Raw genomic sequence first — 24,679 nt, 5'->3', positions numbered from 1 at the left:
GATGTCCCTAACCACTCTCCAAGAACCTAAAACCGTCGCCCTGCACCGCCCGACCGCCGCGATCACCCTGCCGCCGGCGGCGACCTGGCCGCTGGAAGACGTGATGGCGCTGTTCGACCTGCCGTTCAACGACCTGATGTTCAAGGCCCAGCAAACGCACCGCCTCAACTTCCCCGACGGCGACGTCGAACTGGCCACGCTGTTGTCGATCAAGACCGGCGGCTGCGAGGAGGACTGCGGCTACTGCCCGCAGGCGGCGCGCTACGACACCGGCGTCGAGGCCAAGAAGATCCTCGACATCGACACGGTGCTCGACGCGGCCCGCCAGGCCAAGGACAACGGCGCCACCCGCTTCTGCATGGGCGCCGCCTGGCGCAGCCCGAAGGAACGCGACATGGACAAGGTCGAGGAGATGGTGCGCGAAGTGAAGGCCCTCGGCCTGGAAACCTGCGCCACGCTGGGCATGCTGGAGGAAAGCCAGGCGCAGCGCCTGAAGGACGCCGGCCTGGATTACTACAACCACAACCTGGACACCGCGCCCGAGTTCTACGACAACGTCATCTCGACCCGCGAATACCAGGACCGCCTGGACACCCTGGGCCGCATCCGTGAAGCGGGCCTGAAGGTCTGCTGCGGCGGCATCGTCGGCATGGGCGAGACGCGCCTGCAGCGCGCCGGCTTGATCGCGCAGCTGGCCAACCTGAACCCGTATCCGGAATCGGTGCCGGTCAACCACCTGGTGCAGGTCGAAGGCACGCCGCTGTACGGCATGGATCCGCTGGACCCGTTCGAATTCGTGCGCACCATCGCCGTCGCCCGCATCACGATGCCGAAGGCGCGCGTGCGCCTGTCGGCGGGGCGCCGCCAGATGGGCGAAGCGGTGCAGGCCATGTGCTTCATGGCCGGCGCCAACTCGATCTTCTACGGCGACAAGCTGCTGACGACCGAGAATCCGGAAGCGGAGGACGACCGCAACCTGCTGGCGAAGCTGGGCCTCAAAACCCGTGGCGCCGTGCTGGATTCGGCGCCGAAAGAGAAGTGCGGCTGCTGATTGACGATCACGTCGAACCGTAGGGCGGATTAGGCGGAACGCCGTAATCCGCCATGAGCCGCCGACGGAGCTTGGCGGATTACGCTGCGCTAATCCGCCCTACGTGATGTAGATTTCGGCACGTACCCAGGCCGGGATCGGGATCGAAAACAAAATTTGGGTACGCCCCCCAGGACCGGACCGGGGTTAAAAATATAAAACAGAGGGAGACAAAAATGTTCACCAAAATCCTGATCGCAAACCGTGGCGAGATCGCCTGCCGGGTCGCCGCCACCGCTCGCCGCATGGGCATTAAAACCGTCGCCGTCTACTCCGAGGCCGACGCCAACGCCAAGCACGTCGCCGTCTGCGACGAAGCGGTGCTGATCGGCCCCGCCGCCGCCAAGGAGAGCTACCTGTGCGGCGACAAGATCATCGCCGTCGCCAAGGCCACCGGCGCGCAGGCGATCCATCCCGGCTACGGCTTCCTGTCGGAGAACGCCGCCTTCGCCGACGCCTGCGCAGAGGCGGGCATGGTCTTCATCGGCCCGCCGGCATCGGCGATGCGCGCGATGGGCTCCAAGTCCGCCGCCAAGTCGCTGATGGAGAAGGCCAACGTGCCGCTGGTGCCGGGCTATCACGGTGAACAGCAGGACGCCGACTTCCTGCACACGCAGGCCGACAAGATCGGCTACCCGGTGCTGCTCAAGGCCTCGGCCGGCGGCGGCGGCAAGGGCATGCGCGTGATCGAGAACTCGGCGCAGTTCAAGGACGCGCTGGCCTCCTGCAAGCGCGAGGCGATCAGCTCCTTCGGCGACGACAAGGTGCTGGCGGAGAAATACCTCCAGCGTCCGCGCCACATCGAAATCCAGGTCTTCGCCGACACCCTCGGCAACTGCATCTACCTGTTCGAGCGCGATTGCTCGGTGCAGCGCCGTCACCAGAAGGTTTTGGAGGAAGCGCCCGCGCCGAACATGACGGTCGAACGCCGCGCCGCCATGGGCGAGGCGGCGGTGGCCGCCGCCAAGGCGGTCGGCTACGTCGGCGCCGGCACGGTGGAGTTCATCGCCAACCAGGACGGCTCGTTCTACTTCATGGAGATGAACACCCGCCTGCAAGTCGAGCACCCGGTCACGGAGATGATCACCGGGACCGACCTGGTGGAGTGGCAGTTGCGCGTGGCCGCCGGTGAACCGCTGCCGAAACAGCAGCACGAACTGGCCATCAACGGCCACGCCATCGAGGCGCGCGTCTACGCCGAGAATCCGGAAAAAGGCTTCCTGCCGTCGATCGGCACCCTGCGCCATCTGGCCACGCCGGACGCCGTCTCCTTCGAGCTTGGCGGCGCGGCCAGCGTGCCGGCCGGCGTGCGCATCGATTCCGGCGTGCGCGCCGGCGACGCCATCTCGCCGTTCTACGACCCGATGATCGCCAAGTTGATCGTCTGGGGCGCGGACCGCAAACAGGCGCTGGCCCGCATGGCGCAGGCGCTGTCCGAATACCAGGTGGTCGGCCTGGCGACCAACATCGCCTTCCTCAAGCGCCTGGTCGAAGGCCAGGCCTTCTCCACCGCCGATCTGGACACCGGCCTGATCGAACGTAATCAGCACAGCCTGTTCCCGGCGCCGCAAGCCGCGCCGAAAGCCGCGCTGGCCCTGGCCGTGGTGTCGTTGATCGCCACCGAAAAGCAAAGCGCCGCCGCGCAATCGCGCGCCAACCCCGCCGATCCGTGGGGCCTGGCCCTGGGCTGGCGCATGAACCAGCCGTACCTGCGCGCGCTGTCGTTCAGCGACGAATTCGCCAGCGACCAGCCCTACACCGCCCACGTCAGCTACCGCGCCGACGGCTGGCTGTTCAGCGTGGGCGCGGGCGCACAGCCCGAAGCCCTCGGCCTCACGTCCGAGGGCGCCGACGGCTACAGCATCAAGCTGGGCGACCAGGCGGTGCACGGCGCGGTGCGCCGCGACGGCGACGTGCTGCACGTCTTCACCGGCGGCGCGCACTACCAATTGACCTACAACGACCCGATGGCCCACGCCGGCGAGACCGAGGCCGAAGGCGGCCGCCTGACCGCGCCGATGCCGGGCAAGGTGGTCGCGGTGCTGGCCGCCAAAGGCCAGGAAGTGAAGAAAGGGGACGCCCTCGTCATCATGGAAGCCATGAAAATGGAACACACCATCGCCGCGCCGCACGATGGGGTGGTCGATGACATCCTCTACGGCGTTGGCGACCAGGTGGCCGATGGCGCACCGCTGCTGGCGTTCAAGACGGCGTAAGAGAGATCAGGGAGATCATCATGCGCATTCTTCTACATCGCGCGGACGGCAAGACCGAGCCGTGGATCAAGGACTTCACCAAATTCCTGCCCGAGGCGGAATTCGAGATCTGGCACGCCGGCGAAACCAGCCAACCCTGCGACTACGCGGTGGTGTGGTCGCCGCCCGAAGCCATGCTGCCGGAACTGGCGCAGGTCAAGGCGATCTTCAACACCGGCGCCGGCGTCGACGCGCTGCTGCGCTTCGGCGACGCCATTCCGCGCGAGGTGCCCATCATCCGCCTCGGCGACGCCGGCATGGCGGTGCAGATGGCCGAATACGTCACGTACTCGGTGCTGCGCTACTTCCGCCGTTTCGACGAATACGAGGCGCAGGCGCGCTCCGGTCTATGGGCGCCCTTGCCGCAACATACCAAGGGCGACTTCCCGGTCGGCGTGCTGGGCATGGGTGTGCTGGGCACGCGCGTGCTCGAGGCGCTGGCGCCGTTCGGCTTCCCGCTGCGCGGCTGGAGTCGCAGCGAAAAACGCGTACCGGGCGTACAGTGCTATCACGGCAGCGATGGACTGGACACCTTCCTGCGCGGCAGCCGGGTGCTGGTCTGCATGCTGCCGTTGACGCCGGAGACGTCCAACCTGGTCGACCGCACCAACATGGGCAAGCTGCCGGCCGGCGCCTTCATCATCAACGTCGCGCGCGGCGCGCACATCGCCGAACCGGACCTGCTGTCGCTGATCAAATCCGGCCACATCGCCGCCGCGACGCTGGACGTGTTCCGCAATGAGCCGCTGCCGGCGCAGCACCCGTTCTGGCAGGAGCCGCGCATCACGATCACGCCGCACATCTCGGCGCTGACCCTGCGCCGCGAAAGCGTGCAGCAGATCGCCGAGAAAATCCGCAAGCTCGAAAAGGGCGAACCCGTCGCCGACATCGTCGACCGCAACCAAGGATATTGAAGATGAACAGTTTGCCCCGGCAAGTGAAGATCGTTGAAGTGGGACCGCGCGACGGCCTGCAAAACGAAAAAGCCAGCGTGCCAGCCGCCGTCAAGATCGAGCTGGTGGACCGCCTCACCAGCGCCGGCTTCCAGAACATCGAGGCGGCGTCCTTCGTCTCGCCGAAGTGGGTGCCGCAGATGGCCACCAGCGCCGAGGTCATGGCCGGCATCGCGCGCAAGAGCGGCGTGATCTACTCCGCGCTCACGCCCAACATGCAGGGCCTGACGGCGGCGCTGGCCGCGCGCGCCGATGAAGTGGTGATCTTCGGCTCGGCGTCGGAGGCGTTCTCGCAAAAGAACATCAACTGCTCGATCGCCGAATCGATCGCCCGCTTCGTGGACGTCGCCAAGGCGGTCAAGGACAACGGTCTGCGCCTGCGCGGCAGCATCAGCTGCTCGTTCGGCTGCCCGTACCAGGGCGACGTGCCGCTCGACGCGGTGGCCGACGTGGTGGGCCGCATGCGCGACCTGGGCTGCGACGAGATCGACATCGCCGACACCATCGGCGTGGCCACGCCGCGCAAGACCCAGGCGGTGATGGAGCGCGCGATCCGAGAGTTCCGCGTCGACGGCCTGGCGGGGCACTTCCACGACACGTACGGGCAGGCGCTGGCCAACATCTACGCCAGCCTGGAGGTGGGCATCTCGATCTACCACTCGTCGGTGTCGGGGCTGGGCGGCTGCCCGTACGCCAAGGGCGCGACCGGCAACGTCGCCACCGAGGACGTGCTGTACCTGATGCAGGGCCTCGGGATCGAGACCGGCATCGACCTCGATATCGTGGTCGACGCGGGCCAGTTCATCTCGCACTTCCTCGGCCGCAAAGGCGCCAGCCGTGCCGGCAACGCCATCGCCGCCAAGCGCGCGAACTAAAAATCAAGCTATCGGCGGCTCACACATGGCGGATTACGGCGTTCCGCCTAATCCGCCCTACGTGTCTCCGTGGGTCATTTGTGCTCGCGTCACGAGGAGACACGTAGGGCGGATTAGCGCAGCGTAATCCGCCATGTGTGATCCGCCGCGACTACATCTGGCGAAACTGACGAGCGAAAGCCTCGCTCACGGCCAACCTCTCCGGACGTCCCTTCAAACGAATCTCCATCGCCGCGCCGTCGCGGTCGATACGCTCGATGGCCTCCAGATTGACGATCGCCCCGCGGTGCACCTGCGCGAACTGCCCCGGGTCCAACTGCTCGATCAGGCTTTTCAACGGCACCCGTATCAACGCGTCGCCGGTGGCGGTCACCACCCGCGTATACTTGCCGTCCGACGTGAAGAACTGCACATCCTTCACCATCACCAGCCGCACCGAACTGCCGGCCGACGCCTTGATCCACTTCAGATAAACCGGCGCCGCCGCCTTGCCGAACAACCGCTCCCAAACCTCCGGCGCCACCACCCGGCTCTCACGGCTCTTCAACCGCTTCACCGTTTGCAGCAGGCGCGCCGCTGAAAGAGGCTTGACCAGATAGTCTGCGGCGCCGGCGTCGAAGGCGTTGAGCGCATGTTCCGCATACGCCGTCACAAAAACGATCTGCGCCGATTCCGGCACATGCCGCGCCACCTCCAGCCCGTTCAAGCCTGGAATCTGGATATCGAGGAAAACAATATCCGGCCGCAGCGCCTCCAGCATCGCCACCGCCTCGATGCCGTTTTCCGCCTGTCCCGCGATCTCCAGCTCGGGCCACAGCATCGCCAACTGGTCCGCCAGCTCGGCGCGCAGCAGCGGCTCGTCCTCGACGATCAAGGCGCTGGTCATGCCGCCTCCCGCACTGGCAACGGCACCGACAGCGTGGCCTCGACGCCGCCATCGTCCAGCGCTTCCACCGTCAGCGACGCCCGCTCGCCATACAGCAGCTGCAAGCGCTCGTGGATGTTGGCCAGGCCGAGCCCTTGGCCCGGCTGGTCGCTCAGGCCCGCGCCGTTGTCGCGTACCGTCAACCGCAGCGCGCCGCCATCGACGGTGGCGCGGATCAGCAACTCGCCGGGACGGGTCGCGCTTTCCAGCCCATGTTTTATCGCGTTCTCCACCAGCGAAATCAGCATCGCCGGCGGAAACGGCAGCGCGCGCACCGCGTCATCGGCGTCGATGCGGAAGCGCAGCCGCTCACCCATCCTTATCTGCATGATGGACAGATAATCGCCTGCCAGCGCCAGCTCGCGTCCCACGGTGGAAGACGCGGAGCGCATGTCCGGCAGCGCGTTTTGCAAATAACCGACCAAGTGATCGAGCATCAACTGCGCCGTGTCACCGTCGGTGCGGATCAGGTATTTGAGGTTGGCCAGGGTATTGAACAGAAAATGCGGCTCCGCCTGCGCCTGCAGCGCCGACAGTTTCGCGTTCAGGGCCGCGCGTTCCAGCTCGTGCTCGCGCCGCGCCAGTTGCAGCGTGTGGTGGCGGCGTTTCAATTCGGCGCGCAGGCAATCCGCCACCGTTTGCACCTCCCGCCAAGCTTCGCCCTTTTGTGTCTGGAAGAACGACAACCCAAAACGGCGCCGAACGTGGACCTGCGCCTGTTGTCCCGGCTCGCCGGTCACCCGTACCTCCATGCTTTGCCAGAGCCGCATCATGCGCGACGGCGCCAGCAAAATCCGGCCCTTGAAAGACTGGTGCCAGAACGCGGCGGGACCTGAATATCCGAGCGCCAGGCCAAGCGCGAGGCCGGACAGCGTCTCGGCGCATAAATCATAGGTACTGAGCGGGTCGAGCGGCGAGGGCAGCATCAGGTGCGGACGCGACGAGATCATCTCCGGCGTCAACGCGATGCCGGCCTCGCGCAGCCCCCGGAGGTAATGCAAGGCCATCGAAATGGTCGCCGGACAAAAACCGGCGAAGATCGCAAGCGCCGGACCGAAATAGAGCCAGTTAACGGCGTCGGGCGCGCGGCCCAGCGACCAGAAAATGAATATCACGGGAAGCACCAGGCACACGGCGATGAGCAGCGCGGTCACCGACAGATAGCGCAACAGCGTTTGCAGCAAATATCTGCGCACCAGCCGTGCGTCGTGCTCGACGCGGGACACTTTGGCGTTGAACGGCAAATTGGACGACATCATGGCACCACCTCCGGTTTGAACTGAAGGCATTCTAGCGAGCGGACTTGCGTGCCGGGCACCCATGCGACCGACAGCCGAATTTGCGGGATGAATACGGTTTAAAAATGGAAAACAAATGGAAAAACCCCCGTTTGACGTTGCCATCAAACGGGGGTTTTAGATTCTGGTCGGAGTACAAGGATTCGAACCTTGGACCCCCTGGTCCCAAACCAGGTGCGCTACCGGGCTGCGCTACACTCCGAAGAAGCAAGATAATACAAGCTGCCCCAGTATCCGTCAAGTGCCCCTATTAAAATCATTATGTACCACGACCGGTTTTTTTCAAGGTAAGATCCCGGAGGTATGCATAACTTAACTAAAAAACCATGAGCGCGAGCTTGAACCTGGGCGAGCCGGTGCGGCTGCGGCGGCCGGGCATGGTGTGGGGCGTCGCTGTTTCGGTGGTTTTGCATTTCCTGTTGATCTTAGGCTACCGGCTGACGGCACCCCAGACGCCGGCCGAGCTGCCGCCAAAGGAAACCATGACGGTGTGGCTGGTGCCGCCGCCCAGGCCGCCGGCGCCGGCGGTCGTCAAGCTTGAGCCGCCGCCGGTCAAACAGGTTGAGCCACGCGAGCGAGAAAAGAAAGTAGAGGTGGTCCGCGCCAGCAGGCCGGCGCCAGCGGACACGGCGGAAGACAAGCCGTCGCAGGCCATCACCTTGCCGGCGCCGACGCCGGCCAGCAATCTGCCCGATCCGCTGTATCCGGAGCGGCAGCAGCCGCAAGCCAAACAGTTTGATATGAACGCGGCGCTCAAGACGGCGCGCAAAGTGGCGAATGAGAAAGATCCGGCGCGGGCGGGATTGCCGGTGGCGCAGCTGGATGACCATCCGCTTTATCCGGAGCAGACGGCAAGCGAGCTGGCGACCAAAATGGAGGGGGCCAAGCGTAAAGACTGCCTGACCCAGCCGGGTAACTTGCTGACGCCGCTATTTTGGTTGTTGGAGAAGAAGGATCATGGGTGTAAGTTTTGAGGGTGGGTTGCTCATAGATGGCCGATTACGGCGTTCCGCCTAATCCGCCCTACGTGGAACTCCTCGATGCGTGCTTCGCGATCTCCGATTAATCTTCTTCTTTTAACTGCAACGCGCGGTCGTAGAGCGCGTTTTTCTTGCGGCCGGTGATTTGGGCGGTCAGGTTGGCGGCCTGCTTGACGGAGCACTCCGTCAGCAATATCTTCAGGATCCGCTCGGCCTCGACATCCTGCTCGTCCTCGGCCGCCGGCGCGCCGGCCAGCAACACGACGAATTCGCCCTTTTCGCGGTGCGCATCGGCCTTGATCCACGCCTCCGCCTCCGACAACGGGCAGCGGTGGATTTCCTCGAACATTTTGGTCAGCTCGCGCGCGAACACAACCTCGCGCTCCGGCTCGAACGCGGCCGCCAGCGCGACGGCGCAATCCAGTATCCGGTGCGGCGCCTCGTAGAACACCATCGTCGCCGTCACCGCGCGCAATGTGCCGAGGAAATTCTCGCGCTGCTTGGCCTTGGCCGGCAGGAAACCGACAAAATAAAATTGATCATTCACCAGCCCGCTGGCCGACAACGCCGTCACCGCCGCCGACGCCCCCGGCAGCGGCAACACGCGCAGCCCGGCGGCCCGCACCGCGTCGACGATGCGCGCGCCCGGATCGGACACGCCCGGCGTGCCGGCGTCCGACACCAGCGCGATGCGTTCGCCAGCCTGCAGGCGCGCGATCAGGGTCTCGGCCACCTCGCGCTCGTTGTGCTGGTGCGCGGCGACAAGCGGCTTATGCAGCCCGAAACGTGTCATCAACTGCGCCGTGTTGCGGGTATCCTCGCAGGCGACCGCGTCGACCAGGCTCAAAACGTGCAACGCGCGCAGCGTAATATCGGTCACATTGCCGATGGGGGTCGCCACGATATACAAGGTTGCGCTAGGATAGGCCTGGTGCGCCGTTTCACCCAGCACGGGTAGGGTGGAAATGGCGCGGAAATCTTGGTCGGTCATTGGGGGTCGAATGAAAAGTATGAGGTTGTCGCTGCGGTGTGCGGCTATTACGACGATTGCGGCGGTCACGGCCGTCGCCTTGAGTGGATGCGGCAGCACGCCGATACCACCCATGGCACCCATTATAAGCGCAACCCCGCCGCCGCCCGCCCCACCTCCACCGCTGCCGAAGCCGCCACCCGAGCCGACGCCGCCGGCGGCCGAAACCTTCGCCATCGACCTGCCGGGCGGCGCCGCGCCCGGTGCCACCGGCAACCGCGCCGCCGGCGACCAGCCGGAGGGCCGCGTGGCCGACGAGCGCGCGCTGCCGTCCAACGCCCCGATCAACATGGCGCTGCTGCTGCCGCTGCGCTCCGAAACCCTGGGCGCGGCCGCCGAATCGTTGCGCGCCGGCTTCATGGCCGCCTGGGAGCGCGACCGCGACAACATCACCGTCACCGTCATCGAAACCACCGACGTGCCGCAGGACATCCTGTCGACCTACGCCAGCGCGGCCGAGCGCGAGGACATCATCGTCGGTCCGCTGGCGCGCTCGGCCGTGGCGGCGATCGCGTCCAGCCCGTTGGTGAGCAAGCCGACCATCGCGCTGAACTATCCGGAGGGCTACGGCAGCGCCGGCGCCGCGCCGCTGCCGCCGAAGATGCTGGCCATGGGCCTGTCAATCGAGGAGGAGGCGCGCCAGGCCGCGCAGTGGGCCGCCGCCGAGCATCCCGGCGCCAGCGCGATGATATTGACCACCAGCTCGTCGTGGCAGCGCCGCATCGCCGCCGCCTTCGCCGGCCAGTGGCAGCGCATCGGCCAGCCGGTGCGCATGGTCGAGCTCAACGCGCCCAACGGCTACCTCAGCGATCCGGACCTGGTGCAGTTGCGCGCGCGCCTGGCGCAGGATCCGCCCGGCCTGCTGTTCTCGGCCATGGGCGCCGACCAGACCCGCCAGTTGCGCAGCGCGCTGAGCGCGCCGGTGACGACCGAGCCGACCAATCCGACCATCAGCACCGCCGACGCCATGCCGGCCCAGCCGCCGGTGCCGCTCAGCTCGTTCAGCGCGCTGCCGGTCTACGGCACCTCGGCGCTCAATCCGGGCACCACCATGGCCTTCGCCGGCCCCGAGCTCGACGGCGTGCGACTGCTGGACCTGCCGTGGCAGGTGCAACGCGACCACCCCGCCGTGATGGTCTATCCGCATCCGGTGCAGGCGGGCACGGCCGACATGGAACGCCTGTACGCGCTGGGCATCGACGCCTACCGCGTGGCCCGCGAAATCAGCCGCCATCCGGTCGGCCGCTTCCACATCGACGGCGTCACCGGCCGCCTGACGGTCGATTTCGGCTCGGGCACGTCCAGTTTCGAGCGCGTCGAGCAGCCGGCCATCTACAAAAACGGCGTGCCGCAGGCCGTCGCCCGATGAGATCGCCATGTCGCCGCCACGGCAACCCGCCAGCGGGCAACCCACAGAACAGCAGCGGCTGGGCCGGCTGGGCGAGGACCGGGCGCTCGACCACCTGACCGGCCAGGGCTTGACCCTGGTCGAGCGCAACTTCCTGTGCAAGGTCGGCGAAATCGACCTCATCATGCAGGAGAAGGGCGGCCTGGTGTTCGTCGAGGTGCGGCGCCGCGCGGCGGCCGGCTTCGGCGGGGCGGCCGCCAGCGTCACCCCGGCCAAGCGCCGGCGCCTGATCAACGCCGCCCAGTATTACCTGCTGCGCTACCCGCATCCGCCCCCGTGCCGCTTCGATCTGGTTGCTATCGATGATGAAACATTGTCATGGATGCAAAACATTCTGGAGTTGTAAGCATTTTTAACACAGCTTGTCCGACTCGTTAAGGGACTGCACTATAATCAGCACACTATGAATAATCAACGCATCCTGGCGCACTTCCACGAAAGTGCCGAAATCAAAATCCAATCCGCCACCGTCCTCGCCCCGCATCTGGCGCAGGCGATCGAACTGATGTTCTCGGCGCTGTCCAACGGCAACAAGATCCTGGTGTGCGGCAACGGCGGTTCGGCCGCCGACGCCCAGCACTTCGCGGCCGAGCTGGTGGGACGCTTCGAGCGCGAACGCTTCCCGCTGCCGGCGATGGCCCTGACCACCGACACCTCGATCCTGACGGCGGTGGCCAACGACTACAGCTACCGCGAGATCTTCTCCAAGCAGGTGCAGGCGTTCGGCCAGGCCGGCGACATCCTGCTGGCGTTCTCGACGTCGGGCAATTCGGCCAACGTGATGGCGGCCATCGAAGCGGCGCTGGAGCGCGAAATGCGCGTGGTGGCCATGACCGGCAAGGGCGGCGGCGCCATCGGCAAGATGCTGACCGACGCCGACGTGCACATCTGCGTGCCGGCCGACCGCACCGCCCGTATCCAGGAAGTCCATCTGGTATCCATACATTGCATTTGCGACGGCATCGACGTCGCGCTATTCGGAGGAGATGTGAATGACTAACCCAGGTGCTATCTGGAACAAGATCCAGCGCCCGCTGGTCCTGAGCGTGCTGTGCGCTGCGATGATGACCTCGTTGACCGGCTGCATCGCGCTGGTCGCCGGCGGCGCCATCAGCGGCACGCTGGCCGCGTCGGACCGCCGCACCTTCGGCGCCCAGACCGAGGACACCACGATCCAGATCAAGGCCGCCAACAAACTGCGCAACATCGTCGGCGACGCCGGCCACACCAACGTCAACAGCTTCAACCGCCGCGTGCTGCTGACCGGCGAAGTGCGCGACGAGGCCATGAAAGCGGCCGCCGAGCGCGAAGTGCGCAGCGTCGAAGGCGTGATCTCGGTCACCAACGAGCTGGAAATCGCCGGCCCGGCCAGCTACACCTCGCGCTCCAACGATGCGCTCATCACCACCAAGGTCAAGGCCAGCCTGGTCGACGCCAAGGATATCTCGGCCAACTCCTACCAGGTCACCACCGAGCGCGGCACGGTCTACCTGCAGGGCCGGGTGACCCAGCGCGAAGGCCAGATCGGCGCCGACATCGCCCGTGGCGTCAGCGGCGTGAACAAGGTGGTCAAGGTGTTCGAGTACATCTCCGAGGACGAGTACAAGCAGTACCAGGCCACGCCGGCCCCAGCCCCTGCGGCGGCCCCGGCCAACGCCGACACCGGTGGCGCCACCACCCACTCGGTGCAGTAACGCGTCTGTAAAAAACGGCTCGCGGGCGTCGTCTGGGATACCGGTCTATAATGGCCACACCCTCTTCGGCGCCCGACTCCATCATGCAAGATACGCTCACTTCCGCTGCTCCTTCCCCAACTTCGTCGTCGCGCGGCTGGATCAAGCCGGTGCTGGCGGCCGTGGTGATCGCCGCCATCGGCTTTGGCGGCTATGTCTCGCTGAACAAGCGCCCGGTCGCGCCGGACGTCGGCTTCGTCACCATCAAAGGCGAGAAGATCTCCCCCGACGCCTTGCGCGGCAAAGTCTACATGGTCAATTTCTGGGCGACGTCGTGCACCACGTGCGTGGCCGAAATGCCCCAAATGGTCGAGACCTACAACAAGTTCAAACCGCAGGGCATGGAATTCGTCGCCGTGGCGATGAGCTACGACCCCGCCAACTACGTCATCAACTACGCCGAAACGCGCCAGCTGCCCTTCAAAGTGGCGCTGGACACGGACGGCTCGGCCGCCAAGGCCTACGGCGACGTCTCCATGACGCCGACCACTTTCGTCGTCGGCAAGGACGGCAAAATCCTCAAGCGCTATCTAGGCAAGCCGGATTTCGACGAGCTGCACAAGCTGCTGGCGACGTCGCTCAAGGGCTAGGCGCCATCCCCCGCCGGCGCTGGCACAGCGCTTGCATGCTCCATGACCATCCCAACCCGAGGAGCCGTCATGGACCGCCAACAAGTCACGCATAAAATCCTGTCCGTCAAAGTCGCCCGCAAAATGCTGTGGGGCGACATCGCCAAAGAGATCGGCCAGAGCAAGGAGTGGACGACCGCCGCGCTGCTCGGCCAGATGACGTTCAACCGCCAGCAGGCCGACACGGCGCAGCGGCTGTTCGACCTGACCGACGAGGAGGCGGCGTGGCTGCAGATCGTGCCGTACAAAGGCTCGCTGCCGTCGGCGGTGCCGACCGATCCGCTGATCTACCGCTGGTACGAGATCGTCAGCGTGTACGGCACCACCATCAAGGAATTGATCCATGAGGAATTCGGCGACGGCATCATGAGCGCGATCGATTTTTCGATGGATATCCAGCGCGAGGAAGACCCCAAGGGCGACCGCGTGCAAGTGGTCCTGAGCGGCAAATTCCTGCCCTATAAATCCTATTAAACCCGGATACACATGGATGCCGCGCCGGATGCTCACGGATACGCGGCGGATGCTAACGGATACGCGGCGGATAAAACTCCGGAAACACGTAGGGCGGATTAGGCGGAACGCCGTAATCCGCCATCTTTGAGCCGCCGACGGCGCATGTATGGCGGATTACGCTGCGCTAATCCGCCCTACGTGTTTTAGAATTCACCAAGGTTGCGTCGGCCGCAGCCAGCCATCAAAAACCGGCCTGCACCGACACGTACACGCCGTGCTGCTTCTTCGGATTGAAAATGGTGATGTCCCCCAGCTCCGCGTAGGCCGCCGTCACCGAAAAATTCTTGGTCGGGAACCAGGCCACGAAGGCGTCGTAATACGCCTTCTCGTCGTCGACGGTCAGGTTGCGCGGCTTGCGCCGGTACTCGGCGCCCACCGCCAGCTTGCGCGTGACCAGATACGCGGCCGAGAACTCCGGCATCAAGCGCCGGCCGTCGCGCAGGTCGCCGCCGAATCCCAGCAAGCCCATTTGATTGGCGTTGGTCGACCGTAAGGTGGCGTTCAGCAGCAAGCTTTGCTCGAACAGGATCTTGGTGGCGGCGACGTAGTAGTCGTAGCCATGATCGTCCTTCGCCCCCAGCTGCGTCACCTTGGTCACGCCCAGCGCGCCAAGGCCACCGATGCCCTTGTTCTTCTTGTACATCGCGCCGACGGCGATCTGCGGCAGCCAGCTATCCTGTTCGTAGACGGCGTCGCCGGCGACTTTCACCTTCAAGCCGACGATATCCTGCTGGATCGCCAGCCGGTCGAGCGGCGCCAGGCTACCCTTGAATTCCTCGTTGGCCAGCGAGATCTCTACCCGGTCCGCGATCCCCATCGCCACGCCGTAGCTGGTCAACTTGTAGTCCTGCGTTTTGAGGTAGGTGTAGTGCGCGTTCGCGCCCCAGCTATCGCGCGTGCCGTAGCCGGAGATCAGCGCCCACGGCACGATGCCGCCGCCGCCCGCGCCTTCGACCTGGCTGACGCCACCGGTGGCGAGGAACTTGCCCATGTCCGGCATCGCCTGCGCGGCCGCGCCGCCGAAGGCGCAAGCCGTCGCCACCGCCGCGACGAGATTTTTCAAAGAATGGTTGTTCACTGCGAGGCTCCCGGCCGGATCATTTGGTCACGATGGCGCGCTGCATCGGCGCCAGCTTGGCTATCAGCTTGTTCGCCACGCTATTGGGCACGTTGTTGCGCTCCATGGCGATCTGCAAATCCTCGGTCAGCGCGTTGAACATCGCGTTGGTGATTTTCAAATCCTGGTGCACGGTCGCCATGTCACGCTCGGTGCCGACGCCGTCCATCGTCTTGTCGCGGTATTTGCCGGTGTACTTGCAAGGGCCGCCGGCGAACTCGCAGAACTGCTCCTGCAAGCGCACATTGAGCTGCTCCATGTCGAAGTCGGCGAAGCTGTCCTTGATGCGCGGATCGGCTAGCAGCAGCGGAATGAAGGTGTCGACGATCTTCTTGATGCCTTCCTTGCCGCCCAGGCCCTGATACACCTTGTCGTCGGTGTACGGCGTCTGCGCGAACGCCAGCGAGGAGGCCAGCAACAGGCCCAAGCCGATACCGGCCATCTTCGTGAATCGACTCATTTCATATCCTTGTGCGAGGGCTTCGTCCCCGCACAATTTATCAGCTATTTCGGGAACAGAACCATCTGTGTGCAACGGAACAACGCTATCGTTTTACCAGTGGCCTGGCTGGTCACCACCGCGTCCCACACCTGCGTGGTGCGGCCCAGATGGACCGCCTTCGCGGTCGCGACGACCACGCCGTCGCGCGCGGTGCCGAGGTGGTTCGACTTCAATTCGATGGTGGTGAAGTTCTGCGCGCCTTCCGGCAGATGCGCGAAACAGGCGTAGCCGCAAGCGGTATCGGCCAGCGTGACCACGCTGCCGGCATGCAGGAAACCGTTCGGCGCCAGGTGCTTGGCCGCGACCTCGAACTGCGCCACCAACTCGCCTTCGCGCACCGCCGTGATGACGATGCCGAGGTGGGACGGCAGCGTCTCCTGGCCGAACTGGTTGAAGTACTCGGGCGTGAATTTTTGAGCGTCCATTGCCAGCCTTTCAAATTTGAATTTAGCTGGCAATGATAACAATTTTTGCAACTTAAGGTTCGTGTCGAGGTCGCAGAACCGGAAGCGCGCAAGTTACAAAAACGCGCTCACATTGACGTTAAAGCGGTCCGCCAGGCGCTTCGCTAACACCCGGCTTATCCCTCGACGGCCTGCCAAAATATCACTCATCAAAGTAGGTGAAGCAATGTCACTTAAGTCTTTCTGCTTCAAGCCGTTTTCCTCCAATAAATATCGGAGCACTTCTTTTGGTTCAGCAACGGGAACCATGACGTGCTCGTCCTCCCATCGCTGCATCAACTCCATTGTTAACTCAAGCATCGAGAAGAGGGGATGACTTTCATCATCCCCAACTTCGTCCGACAGCGCGTCGGTCAGGACATGCATACGCTCAAAGTCGGCGGGACTACGAATCGGCCGTAACAAGGCGAGATTCTGTAATGCAGTCCATGCTTTTTCCAGCTCAGACATGGCATCGCTCGATTGGTCGTAATCGTTCATGTTCCTCGATTTCCCTTCGTCCATTTATCGTACTCGGAGTGTGTCCCCACCAGCCGGACGTAAACCTTCTGAGCACCATAAAAAATCACTGTAACGATTCGATAGTCGTTTCCTCCAATATCGAAAACGGTATATTTTGGGGGGGCATAGTCAGCACTACCGAATGTAAGCTTTAACTCGCTAAAATTTTTTGCAGTGCAAGCTTTCATTGTTCTGTACCAAGACAATAATTTTTCACTTGCTTCTGGGTGTTTTTCCGCGAACACCATGAGCGTGCTTTTTGCAATCACATGCATATCTTCTTTCTCTGCCGCTCGCCGACGCATACTGATTACTCAAGCATAATATACGCGCTTTGAGAACTTCGCAATATGCGTACTTTTTCGAAATTAGATTTGGTGATCGAGCGTGGCAGGGGATCCGGGAGCGGGCATTGAGAAACATCAATGGCATAAGACAGGGTTTGCCAGCTCAAGTGGACCGACCTGGTAATGACTAAGTGGGGACTGCGGGTAAGGGCTATGCCCAACACCCGCGATCATACCAACTTACATCACGCGCACCCAAGCGCCTTTGTACAGGATCGGACCGGTCGGGCCGTTCGGATTCGGCGAGCCGCCCTTCGGCTCCAGGGTCACCGCCAGCAGCGCGACGTCATCGCCGATCGCTTTGCTGGTCAGCGCCAGCTTGACCTCGCCGCGATCGGCCAAAAGACCGAGCGAACGCGGATTGCCCTGTTTCGGCACGGCCCACAGCTCGAGCGATTTATCCGCCGGCACCGGCGCGTTGCCCACCATGCGCACCGTCAGCGCCTTGCGGCCTGTGTCGCCGGTCAACACCAGCGCGGTCTGCGACTTCTCGTCGGTCAGGGTGGCGACATAATCGAGCTGCGGCGCGTCCAAGGTGCGCGTGGTGATGACCACCACCAGCAAGGCCGCCAACGCCGTCGACACCACGCCCAGCGAGCGCCAGAACGTGACCGACTCGTTGCGCCAGAATTGCCAGGCCGAGTGCGCGCGCTTCAGGTTCAAACGCCGTTCGATGTTGGTCCACACCTGGCGGCGCGGCGCCTGCGGGGTCGAGAACTCGGCCAGCGGCGTCAATCGGTCCGCCCACTCCTGCGTGGTGCGGCGCAGCGCCGCGTCGTTGTGCATATAGCCTTCGAAGCGGCGGCGCGCGCCGCCCTTGAGGGTGCCGAGCACGTATTCGGCGGCCAGCTTCTCGCGCAGCGGTCCGTTGTCGCGGATGTTCATGATTGCTCCCGCTTCGACAGGCAGGTCTTCAGGCGTTCCAGGCTGCGGCGTATCCAGGTCTTGACGGTGCCGATCGGTAGCGCCATCTGCGCCGCCACCTCGCTATGCGACAGGTCGTGGAAGAACGCCAGGCCGATCACCTGGCGGTGCAGCCCTTCCAGCGCGGACATGCAGTAGGCCAATGCCTTGGCGTCGCTGCTCATCTGAAGTGCCTCGATCGGCGTGGCGCCCGGGTCCCGTAGTGCATTGATAACCTCGCTGTCAAACTGCTCCCCATCGATTTCGGTGGTCACATCGCTGCGGCGCAAGAGATCGAAAGCCTTGTTGCGCACGATGGTGGTCATCCACGTCATCGGCGCGGCCAAATGGCTTTGATAACTGCCGGCGTTGTTCCAGATCGCCACGAAACTCTCTTGCAACACCTCTTCGGCCAGTTCGCGCTTGTTCAATATACGCAGCGCGAAGCCGAACAGTTTCGATGAAGTGGCGTCATAGAGGGAACGAAAGGAGGCGTCATCGCGGTTGGCGGCGCCTTGCAGCCACGCGCGCAGCTGCTGGGGATCGAGTGTATGGACGTCGGACACGGCCCGCCTTGAAAGTGTATGCATTGATGGAAACCCTGTCGAGCGTGTGAAAAATACCATACTCCCGCACCCGCGCGAACAAAAATTAGCGGGTCAAATAATTGAATCCGAACCGCTTCAGGCGCCGTACATCTCCCCAACTCGAAACAACTTATAACTCTGGGGAGACGCGATGGGGATCAGACGCAACATGGCTATGGCGCTGGCGGCGGCCGCCGCGCAGGGCGCGGGCGGCATGGCACTGGCCGCCGAGGACGCCGAAGTGGCCGGTGCGGTGGCCATGACCCGGGTGACGGTGTTGGCCCATTACGACAACGCGGTCGGCACCTCGGACGCGGCCAGCCAGGGCACGGTGACGTCCAACCTGATCGCCAGCCGAGCCGCGCTGCGCACCGGCGAGCTGCTGGAATTCGTGCCCGGCATGATCGTCACGCAGCACAGCGGCGACGGCAAGGCCAACCAGTACTTCCTGCGCGGCTTCAATCTGGATCACGGCACCGACTTCGCCACCTATGTCGATGCGATGCCGGTCAACATGCGCAGCAACGCCCACGGCCAGGGCTACTCCGACCTCAACTTCCTGATCCCCGAGCTGGTGCAGCGCATCGACTACAAGAAGGGCAGCTACTTCGCCGACGAGGGCGATTTCTCGTCCGCCGGCGCGGCCCATATCCGCCTGTCGGACCGGCTGCCCGAAGGCATCGCCAGTCTGACCATGGGACGCTATGGCTACCGCCGCGCGTTGCTGGCCGACTCGATGGCGGCCGCCGGCGGCACCTTGCTGTATGGCATCGATCTGGGCCGCAACGACGGTCCGTGGCAAACCCCGGAACAGGTGCGAAAATACAACGCCGTACTGCGCTACAGCCATGGCGACGCGCAGGACGGCTACAGCGTCACCGCCATGGCCTACCGCAACCGCTGGAACGCCACCGACCAGATACCGCAACGCGCCGTGCGCGACGGCCTGATCGACCGCTTCGGCAGCCTCGACGCCAGCGACGGCGGCGAGACCGCCCGCGCCAGCCTGTCGTGGGACATGCACCGGCGCGCCGACGGCCGCATCACCGAGGCCTCGGCCTATCTGGTGCGCTCCAGCCTGGATCTGTACAGCAACTTCACCTACCTGCTGGCCGACCCGGTCGACGGCGACCAGTTCCAGCAGAGCGAACGCCGCACCATGGGCGGCGTCAACGCCAGCCAGACCTGGCTCGACAAGATCGCCGGCGTCGACATGCGCAACAAGGTCGGCGTGCAGACCCGCTACGACCATGTGTCGCCGATCGGCCTGTACGCCACGCGCGAACGCGAGCGTTTGAGCACCGTGCGCGAGGACAGGATCAAGGAGGCCAGCGCGGGCCTTTATTTGGAGAACACCAGCTACTGGCTGCCGGAATTCCGCACCATCGCCGGCCTGCGCTACGACGCCTACCGCTTCGATGTGAATGGCGCCAGCGCCAGCGCGAACAAGGCATCGCCCAAGCTGTCGCTGATCTTCGGGCCGTGGGCCGGCACCGAGTACTTCGTCAACTACGGCGCCGGCTTTCACAGCAACGACGCCCGTGGCGTGCTCGCGCCGGACCGCGCCACGCCACTGGTGGGCACGCGCGGCGCGGAGCTGGGCGTGCGCAGCGAAATCATACGCGGCCTGCAAAGCTCCTTGTCCCTGTGGACCCTGGACATCGACTCCGAACTGGTCTACGTCGGCGACAGCGGCGACACCGAGGCGAGCCGCCCCAGCCGCCGCAGCGGCATCGAATGGAGCAACCACTACATCGCCGCGCCATGGCTGCTGTTTGATTTGGACCTGTCGGCCTCGCGCTCCCGCTACCGCCGGGACGATCCGGCCGGCAACCGCGTACCCGGTTCGCTCAACAAGGTGGCCTCGTTCGGCGTAACGGTCAAGGACCTGGGGGGCTGGTTCGGCGGCATGGAGCTGCGCTACTTCGGACCGCGCCCGCTCATCGAAGACAACAGCGTGCGCTCGGCGTCGACGGCGCTGGCCTACGGCCGTATCGGCTACCAGATTAATAAGCGCACCAAACTCACCCTCGACGGCTTCAACCTGTTCGACCGCCGCGCCAGCGACATCGACTACTACTACGCCTCGCGCCTGCCCGGCGAGCCGGCCGAAGGCATCGACGACGTCCACTCGCATCCGGTCGAGCCGCGCACCTGGCGCGTGACACTTTCGCACACTTTCTAAATATATTTTAAAAAACCTTATCGAATCTGAATCTGGCGCCACCGCCCCCGCGTATACGACCGTGCAGTCCAATCAAATCAACCAGTTGGGGAGAAATCGAATGCAAACAATCTTCAAGCAGGCGCTATACGTGGCCGTGCTAGGCACGCTGGCGGGCGCCATCGCACCGGCGGCCATGGCGTCCAGCCATCGCGAAGCACCGTTCGTCACGCAAAGTCCCAAAGTCGACGCCACCGACTTCTATATGTTCCGCAGCTACGAGAGCGGCCGATCCAACTTCATCACCCTGATCGCCGACTACGTGCCGCTGCAGGACGCCTACGGCGGCCCGAACTACTTCGCCATGGACCCGAACGCGCTATACGAGATCCACATCGATAACAACGGCGACGCCAAGGAAGATCTGACGTTCCAATTCCGCTTCACCAACACCAACAAGGACACCAAACTGTCCGTCGGCGGCAAGGATGTTTCGATCCCGCTGGTGATCAACGGCGGCGCCATCGCCGGCGTCAACGCGCCCGGCGCCAACGTGCGCGAGACCTACACCGTCAACGTCGTGCGCGGCGACCGCCGCACCGGCACCAAGGCGGCCGTGACCAACGTCGCCGGCGGCGCCACCTTCGACAAGCCGCTCGATAACATCGGCAACAAGTCGATCCCCAACTACGCCGCGTATGCCGCCGCCCACGTCTACAACGTCAACATCCCGGGCTGCAGCACGCCGGCGCGCCTGTTCGTCGGCCAACGCAAGGATCCATTCGTCGTCAACCTGGGCGAGACCTTCGATCTGGTCAACATCAAGGCGCCGGCCACCGAGTTTTCCGCCGGCGCCGAGAAGGGCGCCAAGGACGACCTGGCGACCAAGAACGTGACCGCGATCGAACTGGAAGTGGCGGCATCGTGCCTGACCGCTTCCACCGGCGGCGATCCGGTGATCGGCGGCTGGACCACCGCCAGCGTGCGCCAGGGACGCCTGTTGAACCCGACACCGAATTCGAGCTCGCCGTCGAAGGAGGGCGGCGCCTGGACCCAGGTATCGCGCCTGGGCGCGCCGCTGGTCAATGAAGTCGTCATCGGCCTCAAAGACAAGGACACCTTCAACGCCAGCAAGCCTGGCGCGGACGGCCAGTTCGCCACCTACGTCACCAACCCGACCCTGCCCGCGCTGATCGAAATCCTGTACGGCAGCGCCGGCGCCAAGGCCCCGACCAACTTCCCGCGCAACGACCTGGTGGCGGCCTTCCTCACCGGCGTCAAAGGTTTGAACCAGCCGGCCACCGTCACCGCGTCTGAAATGCTGCGCCTGAACACGTCGACGCCAGCCGTCGCCGCCGGCGCGCAGAAGCGCCTTGGCGTCATCGACGGCGACAATGCCGGCTTCCCGAACGGCCGCCGTCCGGGTGACGACGTGGTCGACATCGCGCTGCGCGTGGTGATGGGCAAACTGTGCACCCTGAACCTGGGCTGCGCACCGGCCGACGCAGCTGCCGGCGGCCTGCACTTCACCGACGGCGCCTACCTGGACGACAGCTTCTTCAACGCCTCGTTCCCGTACCTGAAAACGCCGATCGCCGGTTCGCCGCAGATGTAAGGGGGGACGACATGAGATCCCTTAAATATCTGGGCCTGGCATGCGTGCTCGCACTGAGCGCCTGCGGCGGCGGCAGCGACCACATCGCCACCACGCCACCACCGGTGACGACGCCGCCCGTGGTCACGCCGCCGGTCAGCATGGTGGACAGCTTCTTCGCCGCCGTGATGTCCTTGATCGGCGACGGCAGCGAAACCACCACCGAGCCGACGGCGACCGATCCTGTCGCCGTCACCACGCCGGACGACACGGAACCGGCGACCGTGAAGTAAGCAAGCAGTGACGAGGGCGGACGCCGCACGGTCCGCCCTTTACGCCGTTTAGAGGTCCCCATGAGAATAAGAATATTCATCGCCCTGGCGTTATCGGCCGCCGCCGCGCAAGCCGCGCCCTACATTCCGTCCAGCGGCAAGCAAGTGATCGAAACGCTGCCGCGCCGTGGCGATCCGGTGCAGCAGCGGTTGCGCAGCCTGCGCGCGGAGTTGAACGCCAAGCCGACCGATATCGCGCTGGCCACCAGCGTCGCGCAGCGATACATTTCGCTGGGCCGCAGTGAAACCGATCCGCGCTATCTGGGCTACGCGCAGGCCGCGCTGGCGCCATGGTGGTCGCAGGCCGCGCCACCGCCGCAGGTGCGCCTGCTGCGCGCCACGCTGCTGCAAAGCACCCATCAATTCGGTCCCGCGCTGGCCGACCTGAAAGGCGTGCTGGCGGCGCAGCCGGACAACGCGCAGGCATGGCTGACGCAAGCGACCGTGCAAACGGTACAGGGCGACTACGCAGGCGCCACCGCCAGCTGCGCGCACTTGTCGAACCTGTCGATAGAGCTGATCACCGTGACGTGCATCGCCAACGTCGGTACGGTCACGGGCCGCTCCGTCAAAAGCGAACAGCTGCTGGACCTGACGTTGGAACGCAGCGCCAACGCGCCGGAGGAGCTGAAGGAATGGGCGCTGACGTTGCTGGCCGAGATGGCGCAGCGGCGCGGCGACGCGGTCGTCGCCGAAGCGCGCTACAAGCGCGCGCTGGCCATGGCACCGAACGACAGCTATCTGCTGGGCGCTTACGCCGATTTCCTTCTCGAGCAAAAGCGGCCAGGCGAGGTGTTGACGCTGTTGCGCGATCAGTCGCGGATCGACGCGCTGTTGCTGCGGCGCGCGCTGGCGTTGCAGCGGCAAGGCGGCCAGGAGAAAGCACTGGCCGCGGACATCAAGGAACTGGCCGCCCGCTTCGACGCCGCCGCGCTGCGTGGCGACACGGTGCACCAGCGCGAGCAAGCGCGATTTGAACTGATGCTGCGCCGCGATGCATCAACCGCACTGGCACTGGCGAAGAAAAACTGGGCGATACAAAAGGAGCCGGCCGACATTCGCATTTATCTGGAGGCGGCGGTAGCGGCGAGCGATGCCGGCGCCGCGAAACCAGTGATCGACTGGGTAAAGCAGCACCAGATCGAAGACGTCGCCGCGCAGCGCCTGATACGCCAGCTAATCAACGGAACCACGTAGGGCGGATTAGCGAAGCGTAATCGGCCATGTGTGCGCCATCGACGGCTCAACGATGGCCGATTACGGCGTTCCGCCTAATCCGCCCTACGAGTTAACTTAAACATGACGACACGCCTACTCATACTCCTCACGCTGCTGTTCGGCGCCATGCTGCCGGCACAGGCGCACAAGCCGAGCGACAGTTATCTGTCACTGACCACCCAGGGCGATAACATCACCGGCCAATGGGACATCGCCCTGCGCGACCTGGATTTCGCCATCGGCCTCGATCAGGACGGCGACGGCAAACTGACCTGGGACGAAATTCGCGCACGCCACGCAGCCATCTCCGCCTATACGCTGGAACGCCTGAAGCTATCGACCGAAAACGGCCCGTGCGCCATCAACATCGCAGACCAACTGATCGATGACCACACCGACGGCGCCTACAGCGTGATGCGCTTCGGCGTCACCTGCCAAAAACCGGTGACGCAACTCACCATCGACTACCGTCTCTTCGCCGACCTCGATCCCCAACACAAAGGTCTGCTGCGCCTGACGCACGACGGCGAAACCTCCACCGCCATCCTCGATCCGCAGCACGCGCGCCAGACCTTGTCGCTGACGGCGCCGAACCGCTGGCGGCAATTCGCCACCTACATCAAGGAAGGCGTGTGGCACATCTGGATCGGCTACGACCACATCCTGTTCCTGCTGTCGCTGCTGCTGCCGGCGGTGCTGCTGGCCGCGCCAGCAAACAATCTGCGCGGCTCTTTCATCGACGTGCTGAAAGTGGTGACCGCGTTCACGCTGGCGCACTCGCTGACGTTGACCCTGGCCAGCCTGTCGCTGATCGCGCTGCCGTCCCGCTTTGTCGAATCGGCCATCGCCGCCTCGGTGATACTGGCTGCGGTCAACAACATCTACCCGCTGTTCCGGGGACGGCGGCCGGTCGCGGCCTTCGTGTTCGGCCTGATCCACGGCTTCGGTTTCGCCAGCGTGCTGATCGATCTCGGCCTGCCGAAAACGGCGCTGCTGGCAAGCTTGTTCGGATTCAACCTCGGCGTGGAAATCGGGCAATTATGCATCGTCGCGCTATTCCTTCCGCTGGCGTTTACGCTGCGAAATACCGTGTTCTACCGCCGCGTGCTCACCGGCGGTTCGGCCGCGATCGCCTTGGTGGCATTGGTCTGGTTCGTCGAGCGCGCGTTCGATATCCAGGTATGAGGGATCACGCGCGACATTGACCCACGTCGCATCAGTTGTCTTTTTGTTCAGCTACGATCAACGCCACTTTCAT

The 24,679-nt window shown here is 64.3% G+C and carries 26 protein-coding genes and 1 tRNA gene; 16 read left to right on the top strand and 11 right to left on the bottom strand.

Annotation, left to right across the window (positions count from 1 at the left end):
- The first annotated feature begins 1 nt into the window (after position 1).
- The 4 genes from bioB (at position 2) to AC07P1_RS07680 (ending at position 5,173) form a co-directional block, all read left to right on the top strand.
- Entirely contained in the window at positions 2 to 1,051 is a 1,050-nt protein-coding gene (gene bioB / locus AC07P1_RS07695) for a biotin synthase BioB (protein WP_494695214.1), read from the top strand.
- Between the two features lie 215 nt (positions 1,052 to 1,266).
- Positions 1,267 to 3,306: an acetyl/propionyl/methylcrotonyl-CoA carboxylase subunit alpha gene (locus AC07P1_RS07690; protein ID WP_494695213.1), complete on the top strand. Its 2,040-nt coding sequence runs from the start codon at positions 1,267 to 1,269 to the stop codon at positions 3,304 to 3,306.
- Positions 3,307 to 3,326: 20 nt separating this feature from the next.
- Positions 3,327 to 4,259: a 2-hydroxyacid dehydrogenase gene (locus AC07P1_RS07685; RefSeq protein WP_494695212.1), complete on the top strand. Its 933-nt coding sequence runs from the start codon at positions 3,327 to 3,329 to the stop codon at positions 4,257 to 4,259.
- A gap of 2 nt (positions 4,260 to 4,261) precedes the next feature.
- Positions 4,262 to 5,173, top strand: a complete 912-nt coding sequence (locus AC07P1_RS07680; RefSeq protein WP_494695211.1) for a hydroxymethylglutaryl-CoA lyase — start codon at positions 4,262 to 4,264, stop codon at positions 5,171 to 5,173.
- A gap of 151 nt (positions 5,174 to 5,324) precedes the next feature.
- Here AC07P1_RS07680 and AC07P1_RS07675 read toward each other — a convergent pair whose 3' ends face one another.
- From AC07P1_RS07675 to AC07P1_RS07665, 3 genes are all read right to left on the bottom strand, one after another.
- Positions 5,325 to 6,059 carry a LytR/AlgR family response regulator transcription factor gene (locus tag AC07P1_RS07675; protein WP_494695210.1) on the bottom strand — a complete coding sequence of 245 codons (735 nt, stop codon included), beginning with the start codon at positions 6,057 to 6,059 and terminating at the stop codon, positions 5,325 to 5,327.
- A complete protein-coding gene (locus AC07P1_RS07670) occupies positions 6,056 to 7,357 on the bottom strand; it encodes a histidine kinase (protein ID WP_494695209.1) in 1,302 nt (433 codons plus the stop codon). Before AC07P1_RS07670 ends, AC07P1_RS07675 begins: the two co-directional genes overlap by 4 nt.
- 164 nt (positions 7,358 to 7,521) lie before the next feature.
- Positions 7,522 to 7,598 (bottom strand) — tRNA-Pro (locus tag AC07P1_RS07665).
- A 124-nt stretch (positions 7,599 to 7,722) separates the two neighbouring features.
- On the opposite strand from AC07P1_RS07665, the gene AC07P1_RS07660 reads away from it, so the two are divergent.
- Complete coding sequence (locus AC07P1_RS07660) at positions 7,723 to 8,370, top strand: hypothetical protein (protein WP_494695208.1); 648 nt, start codon at positions 7,723 to 7,725, stop codon at positions 8,368 to 8,370.
- Positions 8,371 to 8,458: 88 nt separating this feature from the next.
- Here the strand turns inward: AC07P1_RS07660 and rsmI are convergent, their stop codons facing one another.
- Positions 8,459 to 9,367 carry a 16S rRNA (cytidine(1402)-2'-O)-methyltransferase gene (gene rsmI / locus AC07P1_RS07655; RefSeq protein WP_494695207.1) on the bottom strand — a complete coding sequence of 303 codons (909 nt, stop codon included), beginning with the start codon at positions 9,365 to 9,367 and terminating at the stop codon, positions 8,459 to 8,461.
- Positions 9,368 to 9,479: 112 nt separating this feature from the next.
- Here rsmI and AC07P1_RS07650 point away from each other — a divergent pair, with 112 nt between their 5' ends.
- From AC07P1_RS07650 to cynS, 6 genes are all read left to right on the top strand, one after another.
- The gene (locus AC07P1_RS07650) at positions 9,480 to 10,775 is read left to right on the top strand and encodes a penicillin-binding protein activator (RefSeq protein WP_494695206.1); all 1,296 of its coding nucleotides are present in this window, start codon (positions 9,480 to 9,482) and stop codon (positions 10,773 to 10,775) included.
- A gap of 7 nt (positions 10,776 to 10,782) precedes the next feature.
- Positions 10,783 to 11,160 carry a YraN family protein gene (locus AC07P1_RS07645; RefSeq protein WP_494695205.1) on the top strand — a complete coding sequence of 126 codons (378 nt, stop codon included), beginning with the start codon at positions 10,783 to 10,785 and terminating at the stop codon, positions 11,158 to 11,160.
- Positions 11,161 to 11,217: 57 nt separating this feature from the next.
- Positions 11,218 to 11,814 (top strand): phosphoheptose isomerase, encoded by a 597-nt coding sequence (locus AC07P1_RS07640; RefSeq protein ID WP_315215861.1) that lies wholly within the window; start codon positions 11,218 to 11,220, stop codon positions 11,812 to 11,814.
- Complete coding sequence (locus AC07P1_RS07635; protein ID WP_494695204.1) at positions 11,807 to 12,508, top strand: BON domain-containing protein; 702 nt, start codon at positions 11,807 to 11,809, stop codon at positions 12,506 to 12,508. Before AC07P1_RS07640 ends, AC07P1_RS07635 begins: the two co-directional genes overlap by 8 nt.
- Before the next feature lie 83 nt (positions 12,509 to 12,591).
- A complete protein-coding gene (locus AC07P1_RS07630; protein ID WP_494695203.1) occupies positions 12,592 to 13,137 on the top strand; it encodes a peroxiredoxin family protein in 546 nt (181 codons plus the stop codon).
- Between the two features lie 69 nt (positions 13,138 to 13,206).
- On the top strand, positions 13,207 to 13,650 hold the full coding sequence (gene cynS, locus AC07P1_RS07625) for a cyanase (RefSeq protein WP_471703426.1): 444 nt from the start codon (positions 13,207 to 13,209) through the stop codon (positions 13,648 to 13,650).
- Positions 13,651 to 13,873: 223 nt separating this feature from the next.
- Here cynS and AC07P1_RS07620 read toward each other — a convergent pair whose 3' ends face one another.
- From AC07P1_RS07620 to AC07P1_RS07590, 7 genes are all read right to left on the bottom strand, one after another.
- Entirely contained in the window at positions 13,874 to 14,692 is an 819-nt protein-coding gene (locus AC07P1_RS07620) for a DUF3034 family protein (protein ID WP_494695374.1), read from the bottom strand.
- Between the two features lie 97 nt (positions 14,693 to 14,789).
- Positions 14,790 to 15,269, bottom strand: a complete 480-nt coding sequence (locus tag AC07P1_RS07615) for a group I truncated hemoglobin (RefSeq protein WP_494695202.1) — start codon at positions 15,267 to 15,269, stop codon at positions 14,790 to 14,792.
- A gap of 44 nt (positions 15,270 to 15,313) precedes the next feature.
- A complete protein-coding gene (locus AC07P1_RS07610) occupies positions 15,314 to 15,736 on the bottom strand; it encodes a PaaI family thioesterase (RefSeq protein WP_363507356.1) in 423 nt (140 codons plus the stop codon).
- Between the two features lie 93 nt (positions 15,737 to 15,829).
- Positions 15,830 to 16,255 (bottom strand): helix-turn-helix domain-containing protein, encoded by a 426-nt coding sequence (locus tag AC07P1_RS07605; protein ID WP_494695201.1) that lies wholly within the window; start codon positions 16,253 to 16,255, stop codon positions 15,830 to 15,832.
- A complete protein-coding gene (locus tag AC07P1_RS07600; RefSeq protein ID WP_494695200.1) occupies positions 16,252 to 16,551 on the bottom strand; it encodes a type II toxin-antitoxin system HigB family toxin in 300 nt (99 codons plus the stop codon). The genes AC07P1_RS07605 and AC07P1_RS07600 overlap by 4 nt, the downstream gene beginning before the upstream one ends.
- Positions 16,552 to 16,803: 252 nt before the next feature.
- On the bottom strand, positions 16,804 to 17,508 hold the full coding sequence (locus AC07P1_RS07595; RefSeq protein WP_494695199.1) for an anti-sigma factor: 705 nt from the start codon (positions 17,506 to 17,508) through the stop codon (positions 16,804 to 16,806).
- Entirely contained in the window at positions 17,505 to 18,116 is a 612-nt protein-coding gene (locus AC07P1_RS07590; RefSeq protein ID WP_494695198.1) for a sigma-70 family RNA polymerase sigma factor, read from the bottom strand. Before AC07P1_RS07590 ends, AC07P1_RS07595 begins: the two co-directional genes overlap by 4 nt.
- A 148-nt stretch (positions 18,117 to 18,264) precedes the next feature.
- Between AC07P1_RS07590 and AC07P1_RS07585 the strand changes: the two genes are divergently transcribed.
- From AC07P1_RS07585 to AC07P1_RS07565, 5 genes are all read left to right on the top strand, one after another.
- The gene (locus tag AC07P1_RS07585) at positions 18,265 to 20,298 is read left to right on the top strand and encodes a TonB-dependent receptor (RefSeq protein ID WP_494695197.1); all 2,034 of its coding nucleotides are present in this window, start codon (positions 18,265 to 18,267) and stop codon (positions 20,296 to 20,298) included.
- A gap of 100 nt (positions 20,299 to 20,398) precedes the next feature.
- Positions 20,399 to 21,892 carry a DUF4331 domain-containing protein gene (locus AC07P1_RS07580; RefSeq protein WP_494695196.1) on the top strand — a complete coding sequence of 498 codons (1,494 nt, stop codon included), beginning with the start codon at positions 20,399 to 20,401 and terminating at the stop codon, positions 21,890 to 21,892.
- An 11-nt stretch (positions 21,893 to 21,903) separates the two neighbouring features.
- Positions 21,904 to 22,164 (top strand): hypothetical protein, encoded by a 261-nt coding sequence (locus AC07P1_RS07575; protein WP_494695195.1) that lies wholly within the window; start codon positions 21,904 to 21,906, stop codon positions 22,162 to 22,164.
- A gap of 60 nt (positions 22,165 to 22,224) precedes the next feature.
- Entirely contained in the window at positions 22,225 to 23,400 is a 1,176-nt protein-coding gene (locus AC07P1_RS07570; protein WP_494695194.1) for a hypothetical protein, read from the top strand.
- Between the two features lie 102 nt (positions 23,401 to 23,502).
- Positions 23,503 to 24,606: a HupE/UreJ family protein gene (locus AC07P1_RS07565; RefSeq protein ID WP_494695193.1), complete on the top strand. Its 1,104-nt coding sequence runs from the start codon at positions 23,503 to 23,505 to the stop codon at positions 24,604 to 24,606.
- Positions 24,607 to 24,679: the final 73 nt, after the last annotated feature.

Source organism: Duganella sp. GW821-FHT07F09 (genome assembly GCF_059418705.1).
This window is presented reverse-complemented; position numbering and strand designations above follow the sequence as displayed.

Bases quoted from the DNA above. Each gene is read 5' to 3' on its own strand.
- bioB (WP_494695214.1), top strand. From the start codon at position 2: ATGTCCCTAACCACTCTCCAAGAACCTAAAACCGTCGCCCTGCACCGC.
- AC07P1_RS07690 (WP_494695213.1), top strand. From the start codon at position 1,267: ATGTTCACCAAAATCCTGATCGCAAACCGTGGCGAGATCGCCTGCCGG.
- AC07P1_RS07685 (WP_494695212.1), top strand. From the start codon at position 3,327: ATGCGCATTCTTCTACATCGCGCGGACGGCAAGACCGAGCCGTGGATC.
- AC07P1_RS07680 (WP_494695211.1), top strand. From the start codon at position 4,262: ATGAACAGTTTGCCCCGGCAAGTGAAGATCGTTGAAGTGGGACCGCGC.
- AC07P1_RS07675 (WP_494695210.1), bottom strand. From the start codon at position 6,059: ATGACCAGCGCCTTGATCGTCGAGGACGAGCCGCTGCTGCGCGCCGAG.
- AC07P1_RS07670 (WP_494695209.1), bottom strand. From the start codon at position 7,357: ATGATGTCGTCCAATTTGCCGTTCAACGCCAAAGTGTCCCGCGTCGAG.
- AC07P1_RS07660 (WP_494695208.1), top strand. From the start codon at position 7,723: ATGAGCGCGAGCTTGAACCTGGGCGAGCCGGTGCGGCTGCGGCGGCCG.
- rsmI (WP_494695207.1), bottom strand. From the start codon at position 9,367: ATGACCGACCAAGATTTCCGCGCCATTTCCACCCTACCCGTGCTGGGT.
- AC07P1_RS07650 (WP_494695206.1), top strand. From the start codon at position 9,480: ATGGCACCCATTATAAGCGCAACCCCGCCGCCGCCCGCCCCACCTCCA.
- AC07P1_RS07645 (WP_494695205.1), top strand. From the start codon at position 10,783: ATGTCGCCGCCACGGCAACCCGCCAGCGGGCAACCCACAGAACAGCAG.
- AC07P1_RS07640 (WP_315215861.1), top strand. From the start codon at position 11,218: ATGAATAATCAACGCATCCTGGCGCACTTCCACGAAAGTGCCGAAATC.
- AC07P1_RS07635 (WP_494695204.1), top strand. From the start codon at position 11,807: ATGACTAACCCAGGTGCTATCTGGAACAAGATCCAGCGCCCGCTGGTC.
- AC07P1_RS07630 (WP_494695203.1), top strand. From the start codon at position 12,592: ATGCAAGATACGCTCACTTCCGCTGCTCCTTCCCCAACTTCGTCGTCG.
- cynS (WP_471703426.1), top strand. From the start codon at position 13,207: ATGGACCGCCAACAAGTCACGCATAAAATCCTGTCCGTCAAAGTCGCC.
- AC07P1_RS07620 (WP_494695374.1), bottom strand. From the start codon at position 14,692: ATGCCGGACATGGGCAAGTTCCTCGCCACCGGTGGCGTCAGCCAGGTC.
- AC07P1_RS07615 (WP_494695202.1), bottom strand. From the start codon at position 15,269: ATGAGTCGATTCACGAAGATGGCCGGTATCGGCTTGGGCCTGTTGCTG.
- AC07P1_RS07610 (WP_363507356.1), bottom strand. From the start codon at position 15,736: ATGGACGCTCAAAAATTCACGCCCGAGTACTTCAACCAGTTCGGCCAG.
- AC07P1_RS07605 (WP_494695201.1), bottom strand. From the start codon at position 16,255: ATGAACGATTACGACCAATCGAGCGATGCCATGTCTGAGCTGGAAAAA.
- AC07P1_RS07600 (WP_494695200.1), bottom strand. From the start codon at position 16,551: ATGCATGTGATTGCAAAAAGCACGCTCATGGTGTTCGCGGAAAAACAC.
- AC07P1_RS07595 (WP_494695199.1), bottom strand. From the start codon at position 17,508: ATGAACATCCGCGACAACGGACCGCTGCGCGAGAAGCTGGCCGCCGAA.
- AC07P1_RS07590 (WP_494695198.1), bottom strand. From the start codon at position 18,116: ATGCATACACTTTCAAGGCGGGCCGTGTCCGACGTCCATACACTCGAT.
- AC07P1_RS07585 (WP_494695197.1), top strand. From the start codon at position 18,265: ATGGGGATCAGACGCAACATGGCTATGGCGCTGGCGGCGGCCGCCGCG.
- AC07P1_RS07580 (WP_494695196.1), top strand. From the start codon at position 20,399: ATGCAAACAATCTTCAAGCAGGCGCTATACGTGGCCGTGCTAGGCACG.
- AC07P1_RS07575 (WP_494695195.1), top strand. From the start codon at position 21,904: ATGAGATCCCTTAAATATCTGGGCCTGGCATGCGTGCTCGCACTGAGC.
- AC07P1_RS07570 (WP_494695194.1), top strand. From the start codon at position 22,225: ATGAGAATAAGAATATTCATCGCCCTGGCGTTATCGGCCGCCGCCGCG.
- AC07P1_RS07565 (WP_494695193.1), top strand. From the start codon at position 23,503: ATGACGACACGCCTACTCATACTCCTCACGCTGCTGTTCGGCGCCATG.